Raw genomic sequence first — 15,436 nt, 5'->3', positions numbered from 1 at the left:
GGGCCGCCGCCCGCCCCTCTCCGGCGTCGATCATGGAGTGGTGGTGGGCAGAAGCGGGAGGCCATGACCGCTGGCATGCTGGGCGGGTGGATGACATTCCCGGAACTCGGCAGTGGCGGGTGCCGTCGACCCTGCCCACGGCGAAGCTCGCCGGTGCCGTTCTGCTGATCGCACTCGGGTTGCTGTTCGCCGACGGTGACCCGGTGCGGCTGGTCGTGGCCGGCGTGGCCGCCGCCGCGCTGGCCGTCTGGGCGGTACGCGACCTGGTGGCGCCGGTCCGGCTGGCGGTCGACCCGGCAGGGCTCACCGTCATCCACGGCTTCGCCGGCCGGCGACTGCTGCCCTGGTCGACGGTCGAGGTGATCAGCGTGGACCGCCGGCAACGGCTCGGGTTGACCGGCGAGGTCCTGGAGATCGACGCGGGCGAGTCGCTGCACCTGTTCGGCAGGTACGACCTGGGAGCCACCCCGGAAGAGGTGGCCACGGCGCTGCGGGCCGCCCGCCCGGTCAGCTGAGCAGTTGCACGGTTCGGAAGATCACCGCGGCGAGCAGGATCAGCACGATGACCGAGCCGCCGACGACCTGCACCAGCGTGCGCCGCTCCCGTGGCGCGTACGCGAGCACCGCCGCCATCGCCCCGCCGACCACCAGGCCACCGATGTGCCCGGCTTTCGAGATGCCCGGCACGGCGAAGGTGAATACCAGGTTGATGACGAGGAGCGGAACGATCGCCGAGGTGTTCAGGCCGAGACGACGCATGATCACGAAGATCGCGGCGAAGAGCCCGAAGGTGGCCGTCGACGCGCCGACAGTCAGACCTTCGTTGGGAGCACTGGTCAGGAAGACGGCGACATTGCCCCCGATCCCCGCGATCAGGTAGAGGGCGAGGAAACGCACCCGCCCGAGCGCGCCCTCCAACTCCCGCCCGAGCACCCACAGCGCCCACATGTTCAGCAGCAGGTGGAACACGCCGTAGTGCAGGAACATGGCGGTGACCAGGCGGTACCACTCACCGGCCGCGACACCGTGCACCGGGCCGAAGGCAACGTACGAGGCGTAGCCGAGCACGCCACCCCAACGGGTCAGCGGCGTTCCGTCCCCGGCCAGCCCGCCGAAGCCGGAGCCGCCCAGCACCGCGGTAAAGGACCGGGCGGAGGCGACGGAGAGCAGGAAGAACAACACGTTCAGGGCGATGAGCGCCTTGGTGACGTAGCCGTGCCGGCCGGCGGCACCGCCTCCGAAGGCGGTACGCGCCGGCCGGACACTACGACGACCCTCGTTGACGCACTCCGGGCACTGGTGCCCGACGGACGCCTCCCGCATGCACTCCGGACAGATCGGCCGGTCGCAGCGGGTGCACCGGACGTAGGTCTCCCGACCGGGGTGCCGGTAGCAGACCGGGGTGGTCGGCGGAGACTCGCTCACCGGGCCGACCCTCCGTCCGCCACCGCGCGAGGCACCGACGCCGGCCGGCGTGATGCTCCGGAGCGCTCAATCATGCGAGCAAAGGTACCTCGCGATGTCGTCAGGAAGCGGATCGCTCGATCTCGACCCGCTCGATGACGACGTCCTGCAGCGGACGGTCGCTCGGGCCGGTCGGGGTGTTCGCGATCGAGTCGACGATCTTCACCGACTCCTCGTCGGCGACCTGGCCGAAGATGGTGTGCCGGTTGTTGAGGTGCGGCGTCGGGGACACGGTGATGAAGAACTGCGAACCGTTGGTGCCCGGTCCGGCGTTCGCCATCGCCAGCAGGTAGGGGCGGTCGAACCGCAGCTCCGGGTGGAACTCGTCGGCGAACTTGTAGCCCGGCCCGCCCCGGCCGGTGCCGGTCGGGTCGCCCATCTGGACCATGAAACCGCTGATCACACGGTGCGAAATGGTGCCGTCGTAGTACGGCCCGTTGCCCGGCTGACCGGTGCGCGGGTCGGTGTACTCCCGGTTGCCCTCAGCCAGGTCGACGAAGTTGCGGACGGTCTTCGGCGCGTGGTTCGGGAAGAGCTCCAGCCGGATCGGGCCAGCGTTGGTGTGCAGGGTGGCGTAGACAGCCTCGGCCACGGGTACTCCTCACTTGTTGGTCAGTTCCATGCGGATCCTCCCATGTGCCCGATCTGGCATCGCGGAGGCATCCGAAGGTGGAGGATGACGAAGGAACAACTCCCAGGAGGTAGGACCGTGTTTGGAATCGGGCGGCGTAAGTCCCAGGGCCAGCTCGCGAAGGCAGAGCTGAACCAGAGCATCAGCCACCTGATGCAGGCAGCCAACCACGCCGCCAAGGGCGCCGGCTCCTCGGTCGGCCCGCGGGTCCAGGCGGCCCGGGGCTACGTCGGGCCGGCCGCGGTGAAGGTGCGCGACCGCGCGTCGACCGGTTGGGGTACGACACTCACCACGCTGGCACCGCTGGCCGCGGCGGCTCGGGACGGCGCCGCGCAGGCAGGGCCGCTGACCAGGAAGGCCAAGTCGAAGACCATGCGGATCACGGGGAAGAAGAAGCAGCCGCGCCGTCGCGGTTCGAAGATGACCGGCCTGCTGGCCGCGGGCGCCGTCGTCGGTCTGGTCGGTGCGGTGGCCCTGCGCCGCCGCCGCGAGCAGCAGGAGTGGGCCGAGTACGACCCGACCCACACCCTGGAGCCGATGCGCGACGAGGTCGACTCGATCGAGGTGCGTACCCCGGCCGCGACCAAGGGCTCCGACGGGTCCGCCATCTCCGGGATGACCGGCGCGGGCAGCTCGGCGGTGGCCGGCGGCGACAGCGCCAGCACCACCGCCACGGCCAAGCCGACCGCTGTCCGCCCGACCGACAAGGTTCCGTCGGTCGCCGAGGGCGCCAAGGACGTTTCGGGACGCCCGGCCGACGACCTCACCAAGGCGCTGGGCAAGGACACCGCCCGCACCAACGGCCGCCGCTGACCCCTGACAGCAGCGCGACGAGCGCCGGCGACGCGGGCTTGCCCCCGCGCACCGGCGCTTCGCGCGTCTGCCGGGCCGGTCAGAGCCAGCCGTTGCGGCGGAACCAGCGGTAGAGGGCCAGCGAGACGCCGAGCATGAGGGCCAGGGCCACCGGATAGCCGTAGGTCATCTTCAGCTCGGGCATGTTCTCGAAGTTCATGCCCTCGACCCCGGCGATGGAGGTCCAGACGGCGGCGATGGCCGCCCACGCCGCGATCTTGCGCATGTCGTTGTTCTGGTCGACGGACACCTGGGCCAGCCGCGCCTGGAGGATCGAGTTCAGCAGGTCGTCGTACGAGTTCACCTGCTCGACCGTACGACTCAGGTGGTCCTGCACGTCCCGGAAGTACTTGCGGATCTCCTTGGGTACGTCCCGGTTGACCTGCGAGGTCAGGTTCATCAGCGGCCGCTGCAAGGGGACCACCGCCCGCTTGAACTCCACCAGCTCCCGCTTCATCTGGTAGATCCGCTGGATGCGCCCGTGGCTGTTGCGGTCGAAGACCTCGGCCTCCAACTGGTCCAGGTCGTCCTCGAGCTGCTCGGCCACCTCGAGGTAGAGGTCGACCACCCGGTCGGTCACCCCGTACGCCACCGCCCACGGGCCCTGGAGCAGCAGTTCCTCTTTGGTCTCCAGATCCGCCCGGACCGGGGAGAGCCGGCAGGCGTCACCGTGCCGGACGCTGATCAGGAAGTTCGGGCCGATGAAGAGCATCACCTGACCGGTCTCGACCACCTCGGAGGTCTCGGTCAGCTCGGTGTGCTCGCAGTACCGGGCGGTGCGCAGCACCAGGAAGCTGACGTCGCCAAAGCGCTCCAGCTTGGGCCGCTGCTCGGCCTTCACGGCGTCCTCGACGGCCAGCTCGTGCAGGCCGTACGTCTCCGCGATGGCGCTCATCTCGGCCAGCTCGGGCTGGTGCAGCCCGATCCAGACGAAGCCGTGCTCCTCGCGACGTGCGGCCTCCAGCGCCTCGGCGTACGACCAGTCGCCGGGCTGCCGCCTGCCGTCGATGTACAGCGCGCAGTCGACCACTCCGCTGCGCCCGGCGCCGCTGGGCGCCGGGGTGGGTGGTGAGCCGTCGGCGTTGAGCATCCGGGTCATCGCCCGGACCGGGGACGGCCAGGCTCGGGGTCGCAGCACCCGAGATGTGTTCAACGGCGCCGTCCGGCCCCGCTCCGCCCGATCCGTCATCGCGACACCTCCCCGCGCTCGCCTGCGGCTTGCAGGCTACGCCGATGGTGGCCATCGGCAGGTGTGACGGCGGTCGCGGGTGCGGCGCCGGGCGGGCCGGGCCGCATCGGGGGGTGAAGGGACGACACGGCCCACCCGGCGCCCGTGGGGGCGGGGGTTGTGCTGCACGCGTGATCCGAGGTGGGCGGGCGGTGATCTCCGCTACACCTGACGGATGACGCTCGCAGCATTGTGGGCCGCCGGCCGCCCGCTGGGGAGACCTGAGACGGCCGGCATCGTCTTTTTGTCGGAAACCCGACAGATTTTCAGCTTCGGCTGGCCTCGACGGCCTCGGCGAGCCGGCGGACGCCCTCGTCGATCCGGTCGGCCGTCACCGCGGAGAAGGCCAGCCGCAGGGCGTGCCGCCCGCCGTCGAGGACGAAGTCACTGCCCTTGACGACGGCGACGCCACGCTCGGCCGCCGCCGGGGCGAGCCGATCCACCAGCACGTCCTCGGGGAACTCCACCCACAGGAAGTAGCCGCCGTCGGGCTCGACGAACCGCGCCTGCGGCAGGTGCCGGCGCAGCGACTCGGCCAGCACCTGGGCCCGCTCGCCGAGCGCCGCCCGGACGGTCTCGATCGAGCGGTCGATGTCGCCGGAGACGCAGAACTGGTGCACGATCGCCTGCGACACCATGCCGGGCGAGATGTAGAGGCTGGTCGCGTTCTTGGCGATGTCGGCGATCAGATCCGCCGGACCGACCAGGTAGCCGACGCGTACCCCCGGGCAGACCGTCTTCGTGAAGCTCGACGCGTGCACGACGACGTTGCGGGTGTCCATCGAGAGCATCGACGGCAGCGCCTCGCCCCGGAAGCGGATGTCCGCGTACGGGTCGTCCTCGAAGATCGTGAAGTGGTACTCGGCGGCCAGGTCGAGCAGCTCACGGCGCTTCTCCAGCGACAGCGTCACGCCGGCCGGGTTCTGGTAGTTCGGGATGACGTGCGCCAGCCGGGGGCGCACCCCGGACTCCAGCAGCTTGCGCAGCTCGGCGGTGTCCAGGCCGTCCGGCTGGACCGTCACACCGTGCAGCTCGCCGCCCATCCGCTGGAGGTTGAGCAGCGTGCGGTCGTACGTGGGGCGCTCGACGACCACCGCGTCGCCGGGGCGGATCAGGTGGTCGAAGAGGAACGCGTCGGCCTGCAGCGACCCGTTGGTGACCAGCACCTGGTCGGCCGCGACGCCGTGCTTCTCGGCGATCCACTTGCGCAGCGGCACGTAGCCGACGGAGGTGCCGTACGCCGTGACCCCCGCGGGATCGGCGTCGAAGGCGCGTACGGCGGCGGCCTTGAGCCCTTCGACATCGACGATGTCCAGCGAGGGGGCCCCACGGGCAAAGGAGATCAGCTGCTCGGCGGTCATGGATATTGAGCGTACGGGCGGCGGCGGGGGACGCGCCGACGGCACGGCGATGTCCGCATCCTGAGCCACCGGGACGGGTGACCCGGCCGGGCCGGACGGCGACAGATCAGACCGGAAGTGCGAGCGAGTCGTGCTGCGCCGCCCGGGAGAGGCCGTCAAACTGCACGCCGAGCGAGTCGAGGAGCTGGCTCCAGTCGAAGTAGGAGCGCCACGCGACGATCCGACCCCGGCGTGCCCGGACCACGTCGGCGACCTCCCAACTCACCGAACGGCCGGTCGGGGCGACCGTGCCGTACGGCGAGTGCAACGTGCCGGTGTGGGTGCCACTGAGACGCAGCTCCACGGCCGCGCCGCTGGACGTGCGCACCGTGCCCAGCGGGTCGACCAGCAGGTCCGGAAAGGCCCCCGTCCAGGTACGCAGCAGCGCCGGCAGCTCGATCGGTCGGACCGTGACACCCGGCATGGAGTAGAACGCCTCCGGGGCGTACAGGTCCGGCAGTCGGGCCACGTCCCGCCGCAGGAGCATCGCGTACTGCTGCTCGACCAGGCGCTCCGCGTCACGCATCGGGCCCTCCCCCACGGGCCACGGCATCTCCGCGCCCGCGAGGGATCCTTACCCGTCGATCCGACCCGGCACACCTGCGCGGTTCAGGTCGTGGCGGCCACCTCGCTCCGGGCCCAGACGCGCATGATGTCCCGCACCGAGATCACCCCGGCCACCTCCCCGCCGTCGAGCACCACGAGGTGCCGGAAACCACCCCGGGCCATCGCGGCGGCCGCCTCGGCGACCGTCCACTCCGGCGCCGCGTACACGACGTCCCAGGTGAGGTGGGCGCCGGTGCGTTCGGTGTCGCAGTCGAGACCCGCGCCGATGGCCTTCAACACGTCGCGTTCGGTCATGATGCCGACCCCCTCGGACTCGGGATCGATCACGACCGCCGACCCGACACCGCGGGCCGACATCATCCGGGCCGCCTGACGGAGCGTGTGCTCCGGACCGACGACGAGGACCTGGCTGGACATTGCTTCCCGTACCTGCATCACGCATCACCCCTTTGGGACCGTGGCATTCGGTACGGACATGGTCGTCCGTGGATGTTTCCAGGACAAGACCGGACATCGTCGGGATGCGGCGACGCTCGCTACTGTCGACGCGTGTCCACCGAGCCCCTGCGCTGCGCCGGCGCGTTGATCGTCGACCGCGACGGCCGCATCTTCTTCCAGCGCCGCTCACCACACCGGCGCCTGCTTCCCGACTGGTGGGACATCGGGGGCGGCCTGATCCGGCGGATCGCGGAGGAGGGCTTCGCGCTCCTGCGGTCGATCGGCCGGTGAACAGCGTCGCGCTACCGCCGCACCGGATCGCCGGACTGCTCGCCCCGGCCGTGGACCGCACCTTCCGCGCCACCATGCTCGCCGGCCACCACGGCGGTGGGGCCGAGCTGTCCCAGCGTTACGGCGGGGCGGCGGCGAGCGGTTTCCTCGTCGACCTGCGCACCCGACTGGCCGCGCCCGGTGGCGCTGTCGACGGGGCGGGGTTCGCGGCGATCACCAGGTACCGGGATCCGATCGCCTGCCGACGAGCCGTGGACAAGCAGGTGGCCCACGCGATGATCTACCGGAGCCCGGACGGCGCCCTCTCCGCCACCGAGCGCGGTGCCGCCTTCCTCGGCGAGCTGTACCAGGTGCACGCCGAGGTCACCGAGGAACTGTGGTCCGGGCACGACGAGCGGGTGGCGCGACTGGTCGCCGTGCTCGGACGGCTGGTGGCGTACGCCCTCGTGCTGGCCGACGAGGAGGGGACCCGGAGCGGCTCCGCCTTCGCCGCGCTCGCGCCCCCGCACGAGCCGGACGGCAGCCCGCCCGGTGTGCTGCTGCTCAACCGCCTCGGCGCGCTGCGCTACCACCGGGCGGACGCGCACGCCGCCGCCTGGACCGCCGCCGGGCACACCGCGTCCAGCGTCACCGCCCTGCCACCCGGTCCGGAGCGGCTCGCCATCGAGCTGGAGACCGACCGCCGGGCCGCCGGGCCGTACGCCGTGCTCGCCGCCGAGGAGCGGCTGACCATGCTGGCCGACCTCGCGGCGCTGCCCGGCTGACCGGTTGGCCGGAGTCGCCGGGCTTGCCGGGGCTATCCTCCACCGGTGACGGCAGCAGGACGAGGGAGGATGTCGCGATGATCGGAATGGTGCTCGCGGCCGGGGCGGGGCGCCGGCTGCGCCCGTACACCGACACGCTGCCGAAGGCGCTGGTGCCGGTGGACGGCGAGATCACGATCCTGGACATCGCGTTGGGCAACCTCGCCGAGGTCGGGCTCACCGACATCGTGATCGTGGTCGGCTACGCGGCGGACGCGGTCCGCGTACGGCAGGCCGAGCTGGAGAAGAAGTACGGGGTCACGCTCACCCTGGTGCACAACGACAAGGCCGAGGAGTGGAACAACGCGTACTCCCTCTGGCTGGCCCGGGAGCACTTCGCGCGCGGCGTGCTGCTGGTCAACGGCGACACCGTGCACCCAGTGAGCGTGGAGAAGACCCTGCTGGCCGAGCGCGGACCGGGCATCCTGCTCGCGGTGGACACCCTCAAGCCGCTGGCCGAGGAGGAGATGAAGACCACCTTCGACGCCGCCGGCCAGCTCACCCGGATCACCAAGATCATGGATCCGGGCGAGGCGTACGGGGAGTACATCGGCGCGACGCTGATCGAGCCGCAGGTCGCCGACGCGCTCGCCGACGCCCTCGAGGCGACCTGGCGGCGGGACCCGAACCTCTACTACGAGGACGGCTACCAGGAGTTCGCCGACCGTGGTGGCGAGGTCCGGGCCGCGCCGATCGGTGACGTCCCGTGGGTCGAGGTCGACAACCACGCCGACCTGGCCCGCGCGCGGGAGATCGCGTGCCGCTACTAGCCCGGAGCGTCCTCACCCCGCTGCACATCGACGTGCGACGCGGGGCGGTCGCCGACCTGGCCGCGATCCTGGCCGACGGGCGGATCTCCTCCGGCGGCGACGTCGCGGTGGTGCTCGGCCCGGGTCAGGGCGCCCAGATCGCCGAGCTGATCCAACCGTCGCTGCGCTCGGCGGACGTCTTCACCGTCTCCGGCGGGACGCTCGAGGCCGCCGACGACCTGGGCGGCAAGCTCCGCACCCGCTCGTACGACGCGGTCGTCGGCATCGGCGGTGGCAAGACGATAGACGTCGCCAAGTACGCCGCCACCCGCCGAGGGCTGCCGATGGTGTCGGTGGCGACCAGCCTCGCCAACGACGGGATCGGCTCCCCGGTGGCCAGCCTCATCACGGACGGGATCAAGGGCTCCTACGGGGTGCACATCCCGATCGCGGTGATCGTTGACCTGGACTTCGTGGAGAGCGGCCCGGACCGGCACAACCGGGCCGGCATCGGCGACGTGGTCAGCAACATCAGCGCGCTGGCCGACTGGGAGCTGGCCCGGCAGGTACGCGGTGAGCCGGTCGATGGACTGGCCGCCTCGCTCTCCCGGGCGGGCGCCGAAGCGGTGCTCAACCACCCCGGCGACATGAGCGACGACTCCTTCGTGACCGTCCTCGCCGAAGCGTTGATCTCCAGCGGCCTGGCGATGGCGGTCTGCGGCACCAGCCGTCCGTCCAGCGGCGGCTGCCACGAGATCATGCACGCGGTCGACTCCCTCTTCCCCGGCACCGCCTCGCACGGCGAGCTGGCCGGGCTGGGGGCGTTGTTCTGTACCTGGCTGCGCGGTGACCAACGCCGCTTCGCGGAGATGTCCGCCTGCCTCGCCCGGCACGGTCTGCCCCGGCTCCCCGCCGAGGTGGCGCTCACCGACGACCAGTTCGTGGAGGCGGTGCAGTTCGCGCCGCGTACCCGCCCGGACCGGTACACCATCCTCGAGCACCTGGCCCTGTCGCCTACCGAGACGCGGGAGCGGCTGGCAGACTACGCCGGTGCAATCCGCGACCAGCTTGGCTGACCCCCGTCCCACCGTCGCCGACTTCCACCGGGTCAACCGGGGCGGCGGCCTGTTCAGCGAGTCGATCAGCCAGTGGCTCGGCGCGGTGTTCGCGCTGGTCGCGCAACGCCTCGGGCTGCGCCCGACCGCGCTGACCCTCACCAACCTGGTGCTCGGGCTGGCCACCTCGATCTCCGTGGTAGCGCTCGCCGGTCCGGTCGCCGACGGGGACGTACCGGCCTGGGTCGTCGGCCTGATCGCCCTGGTCGGCTGGCAGGTGGCGTACTCCCTGGACTGCGCCGACGGGCAGCTCGCCCGGGTGACCGGCCAGGGCAGCGCGGCCGGGGCCCGGATCGACGTGCTCTGCGACGTGGCCGCGCAGATCGCCCTGGTGGCCGCGCTGGCCGCCACCGCCGTCGCGCAGGAGCCGTCCACCCCGACCTGGCTGGTGGCCACCTTCGCGGGCACCTGGATGGTCAACCTGGTCACCTCGGTGATGCAGGCCGGCCCGAACGCCGCCAGCATGGTCACCTCGACCTCGCTGCCCGTACGCCTCGTGAAGCTGGTCCGCGACTACGGCGCGGTCGTCTTCGTGGCCGCCCTGGTCCTCGCCGCAGCGCCCGCGCTGGCGCTCTGGGTGCTTGTCGCGTTCACCATCGTCAACGGCGGCTTCCTGCTGGCGAGCATCGCCTTCTCCGCCCGCGCCTCGCTGCGCTGACCCCACCCCCGCCGCGTTCCGCAAGATCCGCAGCCTCCCTGCGCTGACCCGCCTGCGGCTGCGTTTCACAAGATCCGCACAACTTCCCCGAAACTGCTGCCTCCTGGATGTGGGAGGCAGCAGTTTCCCTGATGTCGTGTAGATCTTGCCGCGCCCGTGCGCCCGAAACGACCGCAGTGGTGTCCTGACCCGACGCCCGCCGACAAGATCGTGCTCGAACCAGGAAACAGTGCCATCCGGCCGCCCCGAGGCCACTAGATCCTGGATCAAGCACGATCTCGCGGGGGCGCGGGGTGTCGGCGTGTGGGTTGAGGGAAGGCAACCCGTTGGCATCGGGGCGTCTCGTCTTCGCCGTCGGCAGCGCTGCCCTCACGGTCCCGCAGGCGGTTCAGAACCGCGGTCTTCCGCGCGTTGTTGGCGGAGTTGTTCGAGGATGGCGGTGTCGGCTTCGAGGTCGGGGTGGTCGACCTGCCGGTCGAGGTCGACGACCTGTTCGAGTTCCCGGATCGCCTGGTCGAGGTCACCCCCCGCCCGGTGGGCCATCGCGATGTTGTACCGGGTGACGGCTTCGCCGGCCCGGTCGCCCACCTCCCGCTGGATGGGCAGGGCCTGGTGATAGTGGTCCAGAGCCCGCTGCCGATCCCCTGAACCGGCGTACACGTGGCCGATGTTGCTGAGGGTGGTGGCTTCGCCGGCCTGGTCGCCGACCTCCCGCGTAATGGGGAGGGCCTGGTGATAGTGGTCCAGGGCCTGCTGCCGATCCCCTGAACCGGCGTACGCGTGGCCGATGTTGCTGAGGGTGGTGGCTTCGACGGCCCGGTCGCCGACCTCCCGCGTAATGGGGAGGGCCTGGTGGTAGTAGTCGAAGGCCCGCTGCCGATCCCCCAACCGGCTGTACACGTGGCCGATGTTGTTGAGGGCGGTAGCTTCGCCGGCCCGGGCGCCGACCTCCCTCAGGATGGGCAAGGCCTGGTGGTAGTGGTCGAGGGCCCGCTGCCGATCCCCCAACCGGTTGTAGACGCTGCCGATGTTGTTGAGGGCGGCGGCTTCGCCGACCCGGTCGCCGGCCTGCTGGTACAAGGTCAGGGCCTGCTGGTAGTCCTCCAGTGCCGGCCAGGGCCGACCGGTCGACGACCGGGCCCAGCCACGCTGATAGAGGGCATCGGCGTCCGGGCCGAGGGTCAGGGTCGCGGTGGCCATGGCCTCGACCGCGGCGAACCGCGACGTGTCCAGCCACACCTGACACACGCGGGCACCGAGGTCCCGGGCGATCGCCGGCAGCCGACCAGCGACAGCAAGCCGATGCACCTCCACGTGTCGGGCGACGGTGGTCGCCGCAGCGGGGGCGACGGGGCGCGGTCGCGGCGTTCCCCGACCCGCCATGCCCGACCCACCTCGCTCCTCCTGCTGCTACCGGTTGCCGACGCGGCGGTTGCCGAGGGTCGGACCGCGACACCACCGGCATGCGGCGGTGGCATCGGCCGTCATTGTTCTTCCCACGATGGCCGGGATGCGCTAAGCGCGTCGGAAACCCGTCACCTGAGGCGGACTCATCGAGCGGTCCCGGGAAGCGGATGAAACGTACAGTAGCCGCCAAGGTCCGCCCGTCGATCACTTAGCCGAGGCCGGACGTGGGCGGTCCTGGGCCGGCTTGACCGGGCGTACCGGGGGAGGGCGCGGGCGATGGGAAACGCCACGGTGCAGGTGTCCGGGGCGCAAGCCGCGAGCTGGGCGGCGGAGCTGCGGGCCGCGCTGGTCGGGGCCGTGGGGCCGAACGACAGCGTCGCCCCTTCCGATGGCCACTGACCCGAGGGACCTCGCCCGATGGGTCGAGGTGCATCGGCTTGCTGTCGTCGGGCGGCAGCCGGCGATCGCCGGGGATGTCGGTGCCCGGGTGTGTCAGGTGTGGCTGGATACGTCGCGGTTCGCGGCGGTCGAGGCCATGGCCACCGCGACCCTGACCCTCGGCCCGGACGCCGACGCCCTCTATCGGCGTGGCTGGGCGCGGGCGTCAACCGGTCGGCCCTGGCCGGCACTGGAGGACTACCAGCAGGCCCTGACCTTGTACCAGCAGGCCGGCGACCGGGCCGGCGAAGCCGCCGCCCTCAACAACATCGGCAGCGTGTACGACAAGCTGGGGGATCGGCGGCTGGCTCTCGACCACTACCACCAGGCCCTCCCCATCCTGAGGGAGGTCGGCAACCGGGCCGGCGAGGCCGCCACCCTCAACAACATCGGCCACGTGTACAACCGGTTGGGGGATCGGCGGCAGGCTCTCGACCACTACCACCAAGCCCTCCCCATTGGTAGGGAGGTCGGCGACCGGGCCGGCGAAGCCGCCACCCTCAACAACATCGGCCTCGCGTACCACGGTTTAGGGGATCGGCAGCAGGCCCTCGACCACTACCAGCAAGCCCTCCCCATCCAGCGGAACGTCGGCAACCGGGCCGGTGAAGCCGCCACCCTCAACAACATCGGCAGCGTCCACAACAGTTTGGGGGATCGGCAGCAGGCCCTCGACCACTACCACCAGGCTTTCGGCATTGCGCGGGAAGTCGGCGACCGGGCCGGCGAAGCCACCATCCTCAACAACATCGGCCACGTGTACGACGGTTTAGGGGATCGGCAGCGAGCCCTCGACCACTACCAGCAGGCCCTCCCCATCCAGCGGAACGTCGGCAACCGGGCCGGCGAAGCCGCCACCCTCAACAACATCGGCAGCGTCCACAACAGTTTGGGCGATCGGCAACAGGCCCTCGACCACTACCACCAAGCCCTCTTTATCCAGCGGGAGGTCGGCGACCGGGCCGGCGAAGCCGTCACTCGGTACAACATCGCGATGGCCCACGGGGCGGGGGGTGACCTCGACCAGGCGATCCGGGAACTCGAACACGTCGTCGACCTGGACCGGCAGGTCGACCGCCCCGACCTCGAAGCCGACACCGCCCTCCTCGAACAACTCCGCCAACAACGCTCCCTGCCCAACACCTGAGCGGTGATCAACCTTTCGGCAGGTTCGGGGTCAACGGCGGCGGGCCACGTCGGCGTAGATGTCCAGGTGGCGCTTGATGACCACGTCGGGGTGAAACGTCTGCTCGTACCGCAGCCGGGCCGGTGCGGCGAGCGCGGCGGCGCCAGCCCGCGCGACCGGGAGCGCTGCGGCCAACGCGGCCGGGTCCGGCGGGACCACCCAGCCGGCGGTGCCGGTGACCAGGCCGGCCGGCACCGCAGGCGGACCTGCCGGCGGCGGGGAATGGCCGGCGACGGCGGAGGCGATCTCGGCGGGCCCGGTGCCGGCGGGCTCGTGCGGGGCGTCGGCCCCGACCAGGTACGGAATGCCGCCCAGCGCCGTCCCCAGCACCGGCCGGCCACTCGCCAACGCCTCGATGATCACGGTGGGCAGCACGTCGTGCCACATCGCGGCGGCGATCACCACCGCGCTCGCCTCGACTGCGGCCTGCACGCCGGCCCGGTCGAGCTGACCGAGGTAGACCACGTCGGGTCGTTCGGCGGCGGCTGCCTCCACGAGCGGGCGCAGCTCGCCGTCACCGGCCACCCGCAGCGTGCCCAGCGAACCCACCGGATGCCGTCGCCAAGCGTCCAGCAGCAGGTCGACGCCCTTCTCGGGGGAGAGCCGGGCCAGGTAGAGGAACCCGTCACCCAGCGGCGACGGTCGGCCCGGGTCGGGGATCGCGTTCGGCTTCACGACGATCCGGTCGTCCGGGATGCCGTAGTCGCGGAGGTGGTCGGCGATGGCCGTGGTGAGCGCGATGTACCGGTCCACGGAGCGCCAGGTGCCCCGGTGCACGGCCAGGGTGGTCGCCATCAGCGCGCTCTGCGCCGCCGAGTCGCGGTAGCACCGGTGCCTGATCGCCGGCACGCCCAGCGCCCGGCCCTTGCAGTCCTGGCAGATCACCCCGTCGCGGAAGTAGATCCCCGAGGAGCAGACCTGCCGGTAGTTGTGCACCGTCTGCACCACCGGCACGCCGTGCCGGTGCGCGGTCCGCACCACCCAGGGCGAGATCAGAGGGTACGGGTTGTGCAGGTGCAGGACGTCCGGTCGGTGCTCGGTGAGCAGCCGGCTCAGGTCCTGCTGTGCGCGGGGCGCCCAGATCGGTGAGATCGGCAGCAGCGCCTTGGCGGCCTTCGACATCGAGGGGATCTCGTCCGAGCTGCGGATGAAGGGCAGCACCTCGACACCGGCGGCGGTGAGCTGGGCGATCTCCGCGTCGACGATGGTGTTCTCGCCGGAGGGCTGAGCTTCCCGGTACCGGTTGTGCGCCACCACGATTCTCACGGGAAAGAAGGCTACCGTTGGCTGGTGCCCGAACTACCGGAGGTTGAAGCGCTCGCGGGTTACCTGCGGCAGCGCGCGGTGGGGCGGCGTGTCGACCGGCTGGAGATCGCCGCGATCAGCGCCCTGAAGACGTACGATCCGGCACCCACCGCCGTCGCCGGCAAGGCGGTGGTCGACGCCCGTCGGCACGGCAAGTTCCTCGACGTGGTGATCGAGGGTGACCTGCATCTCGTGGTTCATCTGGCCCGGGCAGGCTGGCTGCACTACCGGGAGGCGTTCCCGGCCACCACCCCGTTGCGCCCCGGCAAGGGCCCGATCGCCGTGCGGGTCCGGCTCGACGACGGCTCCGGCTTCGACCTCACCGAGGCCGGTACGCAGAAGAAGCTGGCCGCCTACCTGGTCACCGACCCGGCGGCGGTACCCGGGGTGGCCAAGCTGGGGCCGGACGCGCTCGCCGCCGACCTGCCCACCTTCGCCGAGCGGCTGCGCAGCCGACGCGGGCAGGTCAAGGGGGTGCTGACCGACCAGTCGGTGCTGTCCGGGGTGGGCAACGCGTACTCCGACGAGATCCTGCACGCCGCGAAGCTGTCTCCGTTCGCGATCACCGATCGGCTCACGGACGCCCAGCTCGCCACCCTGCACGCGGCGACACGGCAGGTGCTCGGGGACGCCGTCGAGCGGTCCCTCGGTCAGCGTGCCGCCGAACTCAAGGGCGAGAAGCGATCCGGGTTGAAGGTGCACGCCCGTACCGGCCTGCCCTGCCCGGTCTGTGGCGACACCGTCCGGGAAGTCTCGTTCGCCGACTCGAGCCTGCAGTACTGCGCCACCTGTCAGACCGGCGGCAAGCCGCTGGCTGACCGACGGTTGTCCCGTCTCGTACGGTGAGTAATCCCACGAGGCGACTACAGAGCGGAATCGACCCGAGTGAGCCGAACCTCCGGTC

The 15,436-nt window shown here is 71.2% G+C and carries 18 protein-coding genes; 10 read left to right on the top strand and 8 right to left on the bottom strand.

Annotated elements, in window-relative coordinates:
* Positions 1 to 86 precede the first annotated feature (86 nt).
* The gene (locus tag AB0B55_RS13355; RefSeq protein ID WP_357171792.1) at positions 87 to 515 is read left to right on the top strand and encodes a PH domain-containing protein; all 429 of its coding nucleotides are present in this window, start codon (positions 87 to 89) and stop codon (positions 513 to 515) included.
* Here the strand turns inward: AB0B55_RS13355 and AB0B55_RS13350 are convergent.
* Complete coding sequence (locus tag AB0B55_RS13350) at positions 508 to 1,425, bottom strand: rhomboid family intramembrane serine protease (RefSeq protein WP_357131598.1); 918 nt, start codon at positions 1,423 to 1,425, stop codon at positions 508 to 510. The two genes, AB0B55_RS13355 and AB0B55_RS13350, sit on opposite strands and share 8 nt — an antisense overlap.
* A gap of 100 nt (positions 1,426 to 1,525) precedes the next feature.
* On the bottom strand, positions 1,526 to 2,056 hold the full coding sequence (locus tag AB0B55_RS13345) for a peptidylprolyl isomerase (protein ID WP_357131595.1): 531 nt from the start codon (positions 2,054 to 2,056) through the stop codon (positions 1,526 to 1,528).
* 84 nt (positions 2,057 to 2,140) lie between these two features.
* Here AB0B55_RS13345 and AB0B55_RS13340 point away from each other — a divergent pair, with 84 nt between their 5' ends.
* Positions 2,141 to 2,908: a hypothetical protein gene (locus tag AB0B55_RS13340; RefSeq protein WP_357171791.1), complete on the top strand. Its 768-nt coding sequence runs from the start codon at positions 2,141 to 2,143 to the stop codon at positions 2,906 to 2,908.
* Positions 2,909 to 2,987: 79 nt separating this feature from the next.
* Here the strand turns inward: AB0B55_RS13340 and corA are convergent, their stop codons facing one another.
* From corA to AB0B55_RS13320, 4 genes are all read right to left on the bottom strand, one after another.
* Positions 2,988 to 4,136 (bottom strand): magnesium/cobalt transporter CorA, encoded by a 1,149-nt coding sequence (corA, locus tag AB0B55_RS13335; protein WP_357131588.1) that lies wholly within the window; start codon positions 4,134 to 4,136, stop codon positions 2,988 to 2,990.
* Positions 4,137 to 4,441: 305 nt separating this feature from the next.
* On the bottom strand, positions 4,442 to 5,536 hold the full coding sequence (locus AB0B55_RS13330; RefSeq protein ID WP_357131584.1) for a PLP-dependent aminotransferase family protein: 1,095 nt from the start codon (positions 5,534 to 5,536) through the stop codon (positions 4,442 to 4,444).
* A gap of 106 nt (positions 5,537 to 5,642) precedes the next feature.
* A complete protein-coding gene (locus tag AB0B55_RS13325; RefSeq protein ID WP_357171790.1) occupies positions 5,643 to 6,101 on the bottom strand; it encodes an ester cyclase in 459 nt (152 codons plus the stop codon).
* 83 nt (positions 6,102 to 6,184) lie between these two features.
* On the bottom strand, positions 6,185 to 6,577 hold the full coding sequence (locus AB0B55_RS13320) for a CBS domain-containing protein (protein ID WP_355048683.1): 393 nt from the start codon (positions 6,575 to 6,577) through the stop codon (positions 6,185 to 6,187).
* Positions 6,578 to 6,691: 114 nt separating this feature from the next.
* Between AB0B55_RS13320 and AB0B55_RS13315 the strand changes: the two genes are divergently transcribed.
* The 5 genes from AB0B55_RS13315 to AB0B55_RS13295 all read left to right on the top strand — a co-directional run bounded on the left by AB0B55_RS13315 (position 6,692) and on the right by AB0B55_RS13295 (position 10,196).
* On the top strand, positions 6,692 to 6,871 hold the full coding sequence (locus AB0B55_RS13315) for a hypothetical protein (RefSeq protein WP_357171789.1): 180 nt from the start codon (positions 6,692 to 6,694) through the stop codon (positions 6,869 to 6,871).
* A complete protein-coding gene (locus AB0B55_RS13310) occupies positions 6,868 to 7,635 on the top strand; it encodes a hypothetical protein (RefSeq protein WP_357171788.1) in 768 nt (255 codons plus the stop codon). The genes AB0B55_RS13315 and AB0B55_RS13310 overlap by 4 nt, the downstream gene beginning before the upstream one ends.
* Before the next feature lie 77 nt (positions 7,636 to 7,712).
* Positions 7,713 to 8,444: a phosphocholine cytidylyltransferase family protein gene (locus AB0B55_RS13305; RefSeq protein WP_357171787.1), complete on the top strand. Its 732-nt coding sequence runs from the start codon at positions 7,713 to 7,715 to the stop codon at positions 8,442 to 8,444.
* Positions 8,432 to 9,499, top strand: a complete 1,068-nt coding sequence (locus AB0B55_RS13300) for an iron-containing alcohol dehydrogenase family protein (RefSeq protein ID WP_357131568.1) — start codon at positions 8,432 to 8,434, stop codon at positions 9,497 to 9,499. Before AB0B55_RS13305 ends, AB0B55_RS13300 begins: the two co-directional genes overlap by 13 nt.
* Complete coding sequence (locus tag AB0B55_RS13295; protein ID WP_357131565.1) at positions 9,474 to 10,196, top strand: CDP-alcohol phosphatidyltransferase family protein; 723 nt, start codon at positions 9,474 to 9,476, stop codon at positions 10,194 to 10,196. Before AB0B55_RS13300 ends, AB0B55_RS13295 begins: the two co-directional genes overlap by 26 nt.
* A 369-nt stretch (positions 10,197 to 10,565) precedes the next feature.
* On the opposite strand, the gene AB0B55_RS13290 is transcribed toward AB0B55_RS13295, so the two are convergent.
* Positions 10,566 to 11,579 (bottom strand): tetratricopeptide repeat protein, encoded by a 1,014-nt coding sequence (locus AB0B55_RS13290; RefSeq protein ID WP_357131562.1) that lies wholly within the window; start codon positions 11,577 to 11,579, stop codon positions 10,566 to 10,568.
* A gap of 300 nt (positions 11,580 to 11,879) precedes the next feature.
* On the opposite strand from AB0B55_RS13290, the gene AB0B55_RS13285 reads away from it, so the two are divergent.
* Both AB0B55_RS13285 and AB0B55_RS13280 read left to right on the top strand, forming a co-directional pair.
* Positions 11,880 to 12,002 carry a hypothetical protein gene (locus AB0B55_RS13285; protein WP_357131559.1) on the top strand — a complete coding sequence of 41 codons (123 nt, stop codon included), beginning with the start codon at positions 11,880 to 11,882 and terminating at the stop codon, positions 12,000 to 12,002.
* 97 nt (positions 12,003 to 12,099) lie between these two features.
* Positions 12,100 to 13,188 carry a tetratricopeptide repeat protein gene (locus AB0B55_RS13280; RefSeq protein ID WP_357171786.1) on the top strand — a complete coding sequence of 363 codons (1,089 nt, stop codon included), beginning with the start codon at positions 12,100 to 12,102 and terminating at the stop codon, positions 13,186 to 13,188.
* Positions 13,189 to 13,218: 30 nt separating this feature from the next.
* On the opposite strand, the gene AB0B55_RS13275 is transcribed toward AB0B55_RS13280, so the two are convergent.
* Positions 13,219 to 14,493, bottom strand: coding sequence for a glycosyltransferase (locus tag AB0B55_RS13275; protein WP_357131553.1), 1,275 nt, complete (start codon positions 14,491 to 14,493; stop codon positions 13,219 to 13,221).
* A gap of 24 nt (positions 14,494 to 14,517) precedes the next feature.
* Here AB0B55_RS13275 and AB0B55_RS13270 point away from each other — a divergent pair, with 24 nt between their 5' ends.
* Positions 14,518 to 15,378, top strand: coding sequence for a DNA-formamidopyrimidine glycosylase family protein (locus AB0B55_RS13270; RefSeq protein ID WP_357131550.1), 861 nt, complete (start codon positions 14,518 to 14,520; stop codon positions 15,376 to 15,378).
* Positions 15,379 to 15,436: the final 58 nt, after the last annotated feature.

It is taken from the genome of Micromonospora sp. NPDC049107 (genome assembly GCF_040648595.1).
Taxonomy (GTDB): domain Bacteria; phylum Actinomycetota; class Actinomycetes; order Mycobacteriales; family Micromonosporaceae; genus Micromonospora.
The sequence above is the reverse complement of the archived record's forward strand: the minus strand, read 5'-3'. Positions and strand labels throughout refer to the sequence as shown.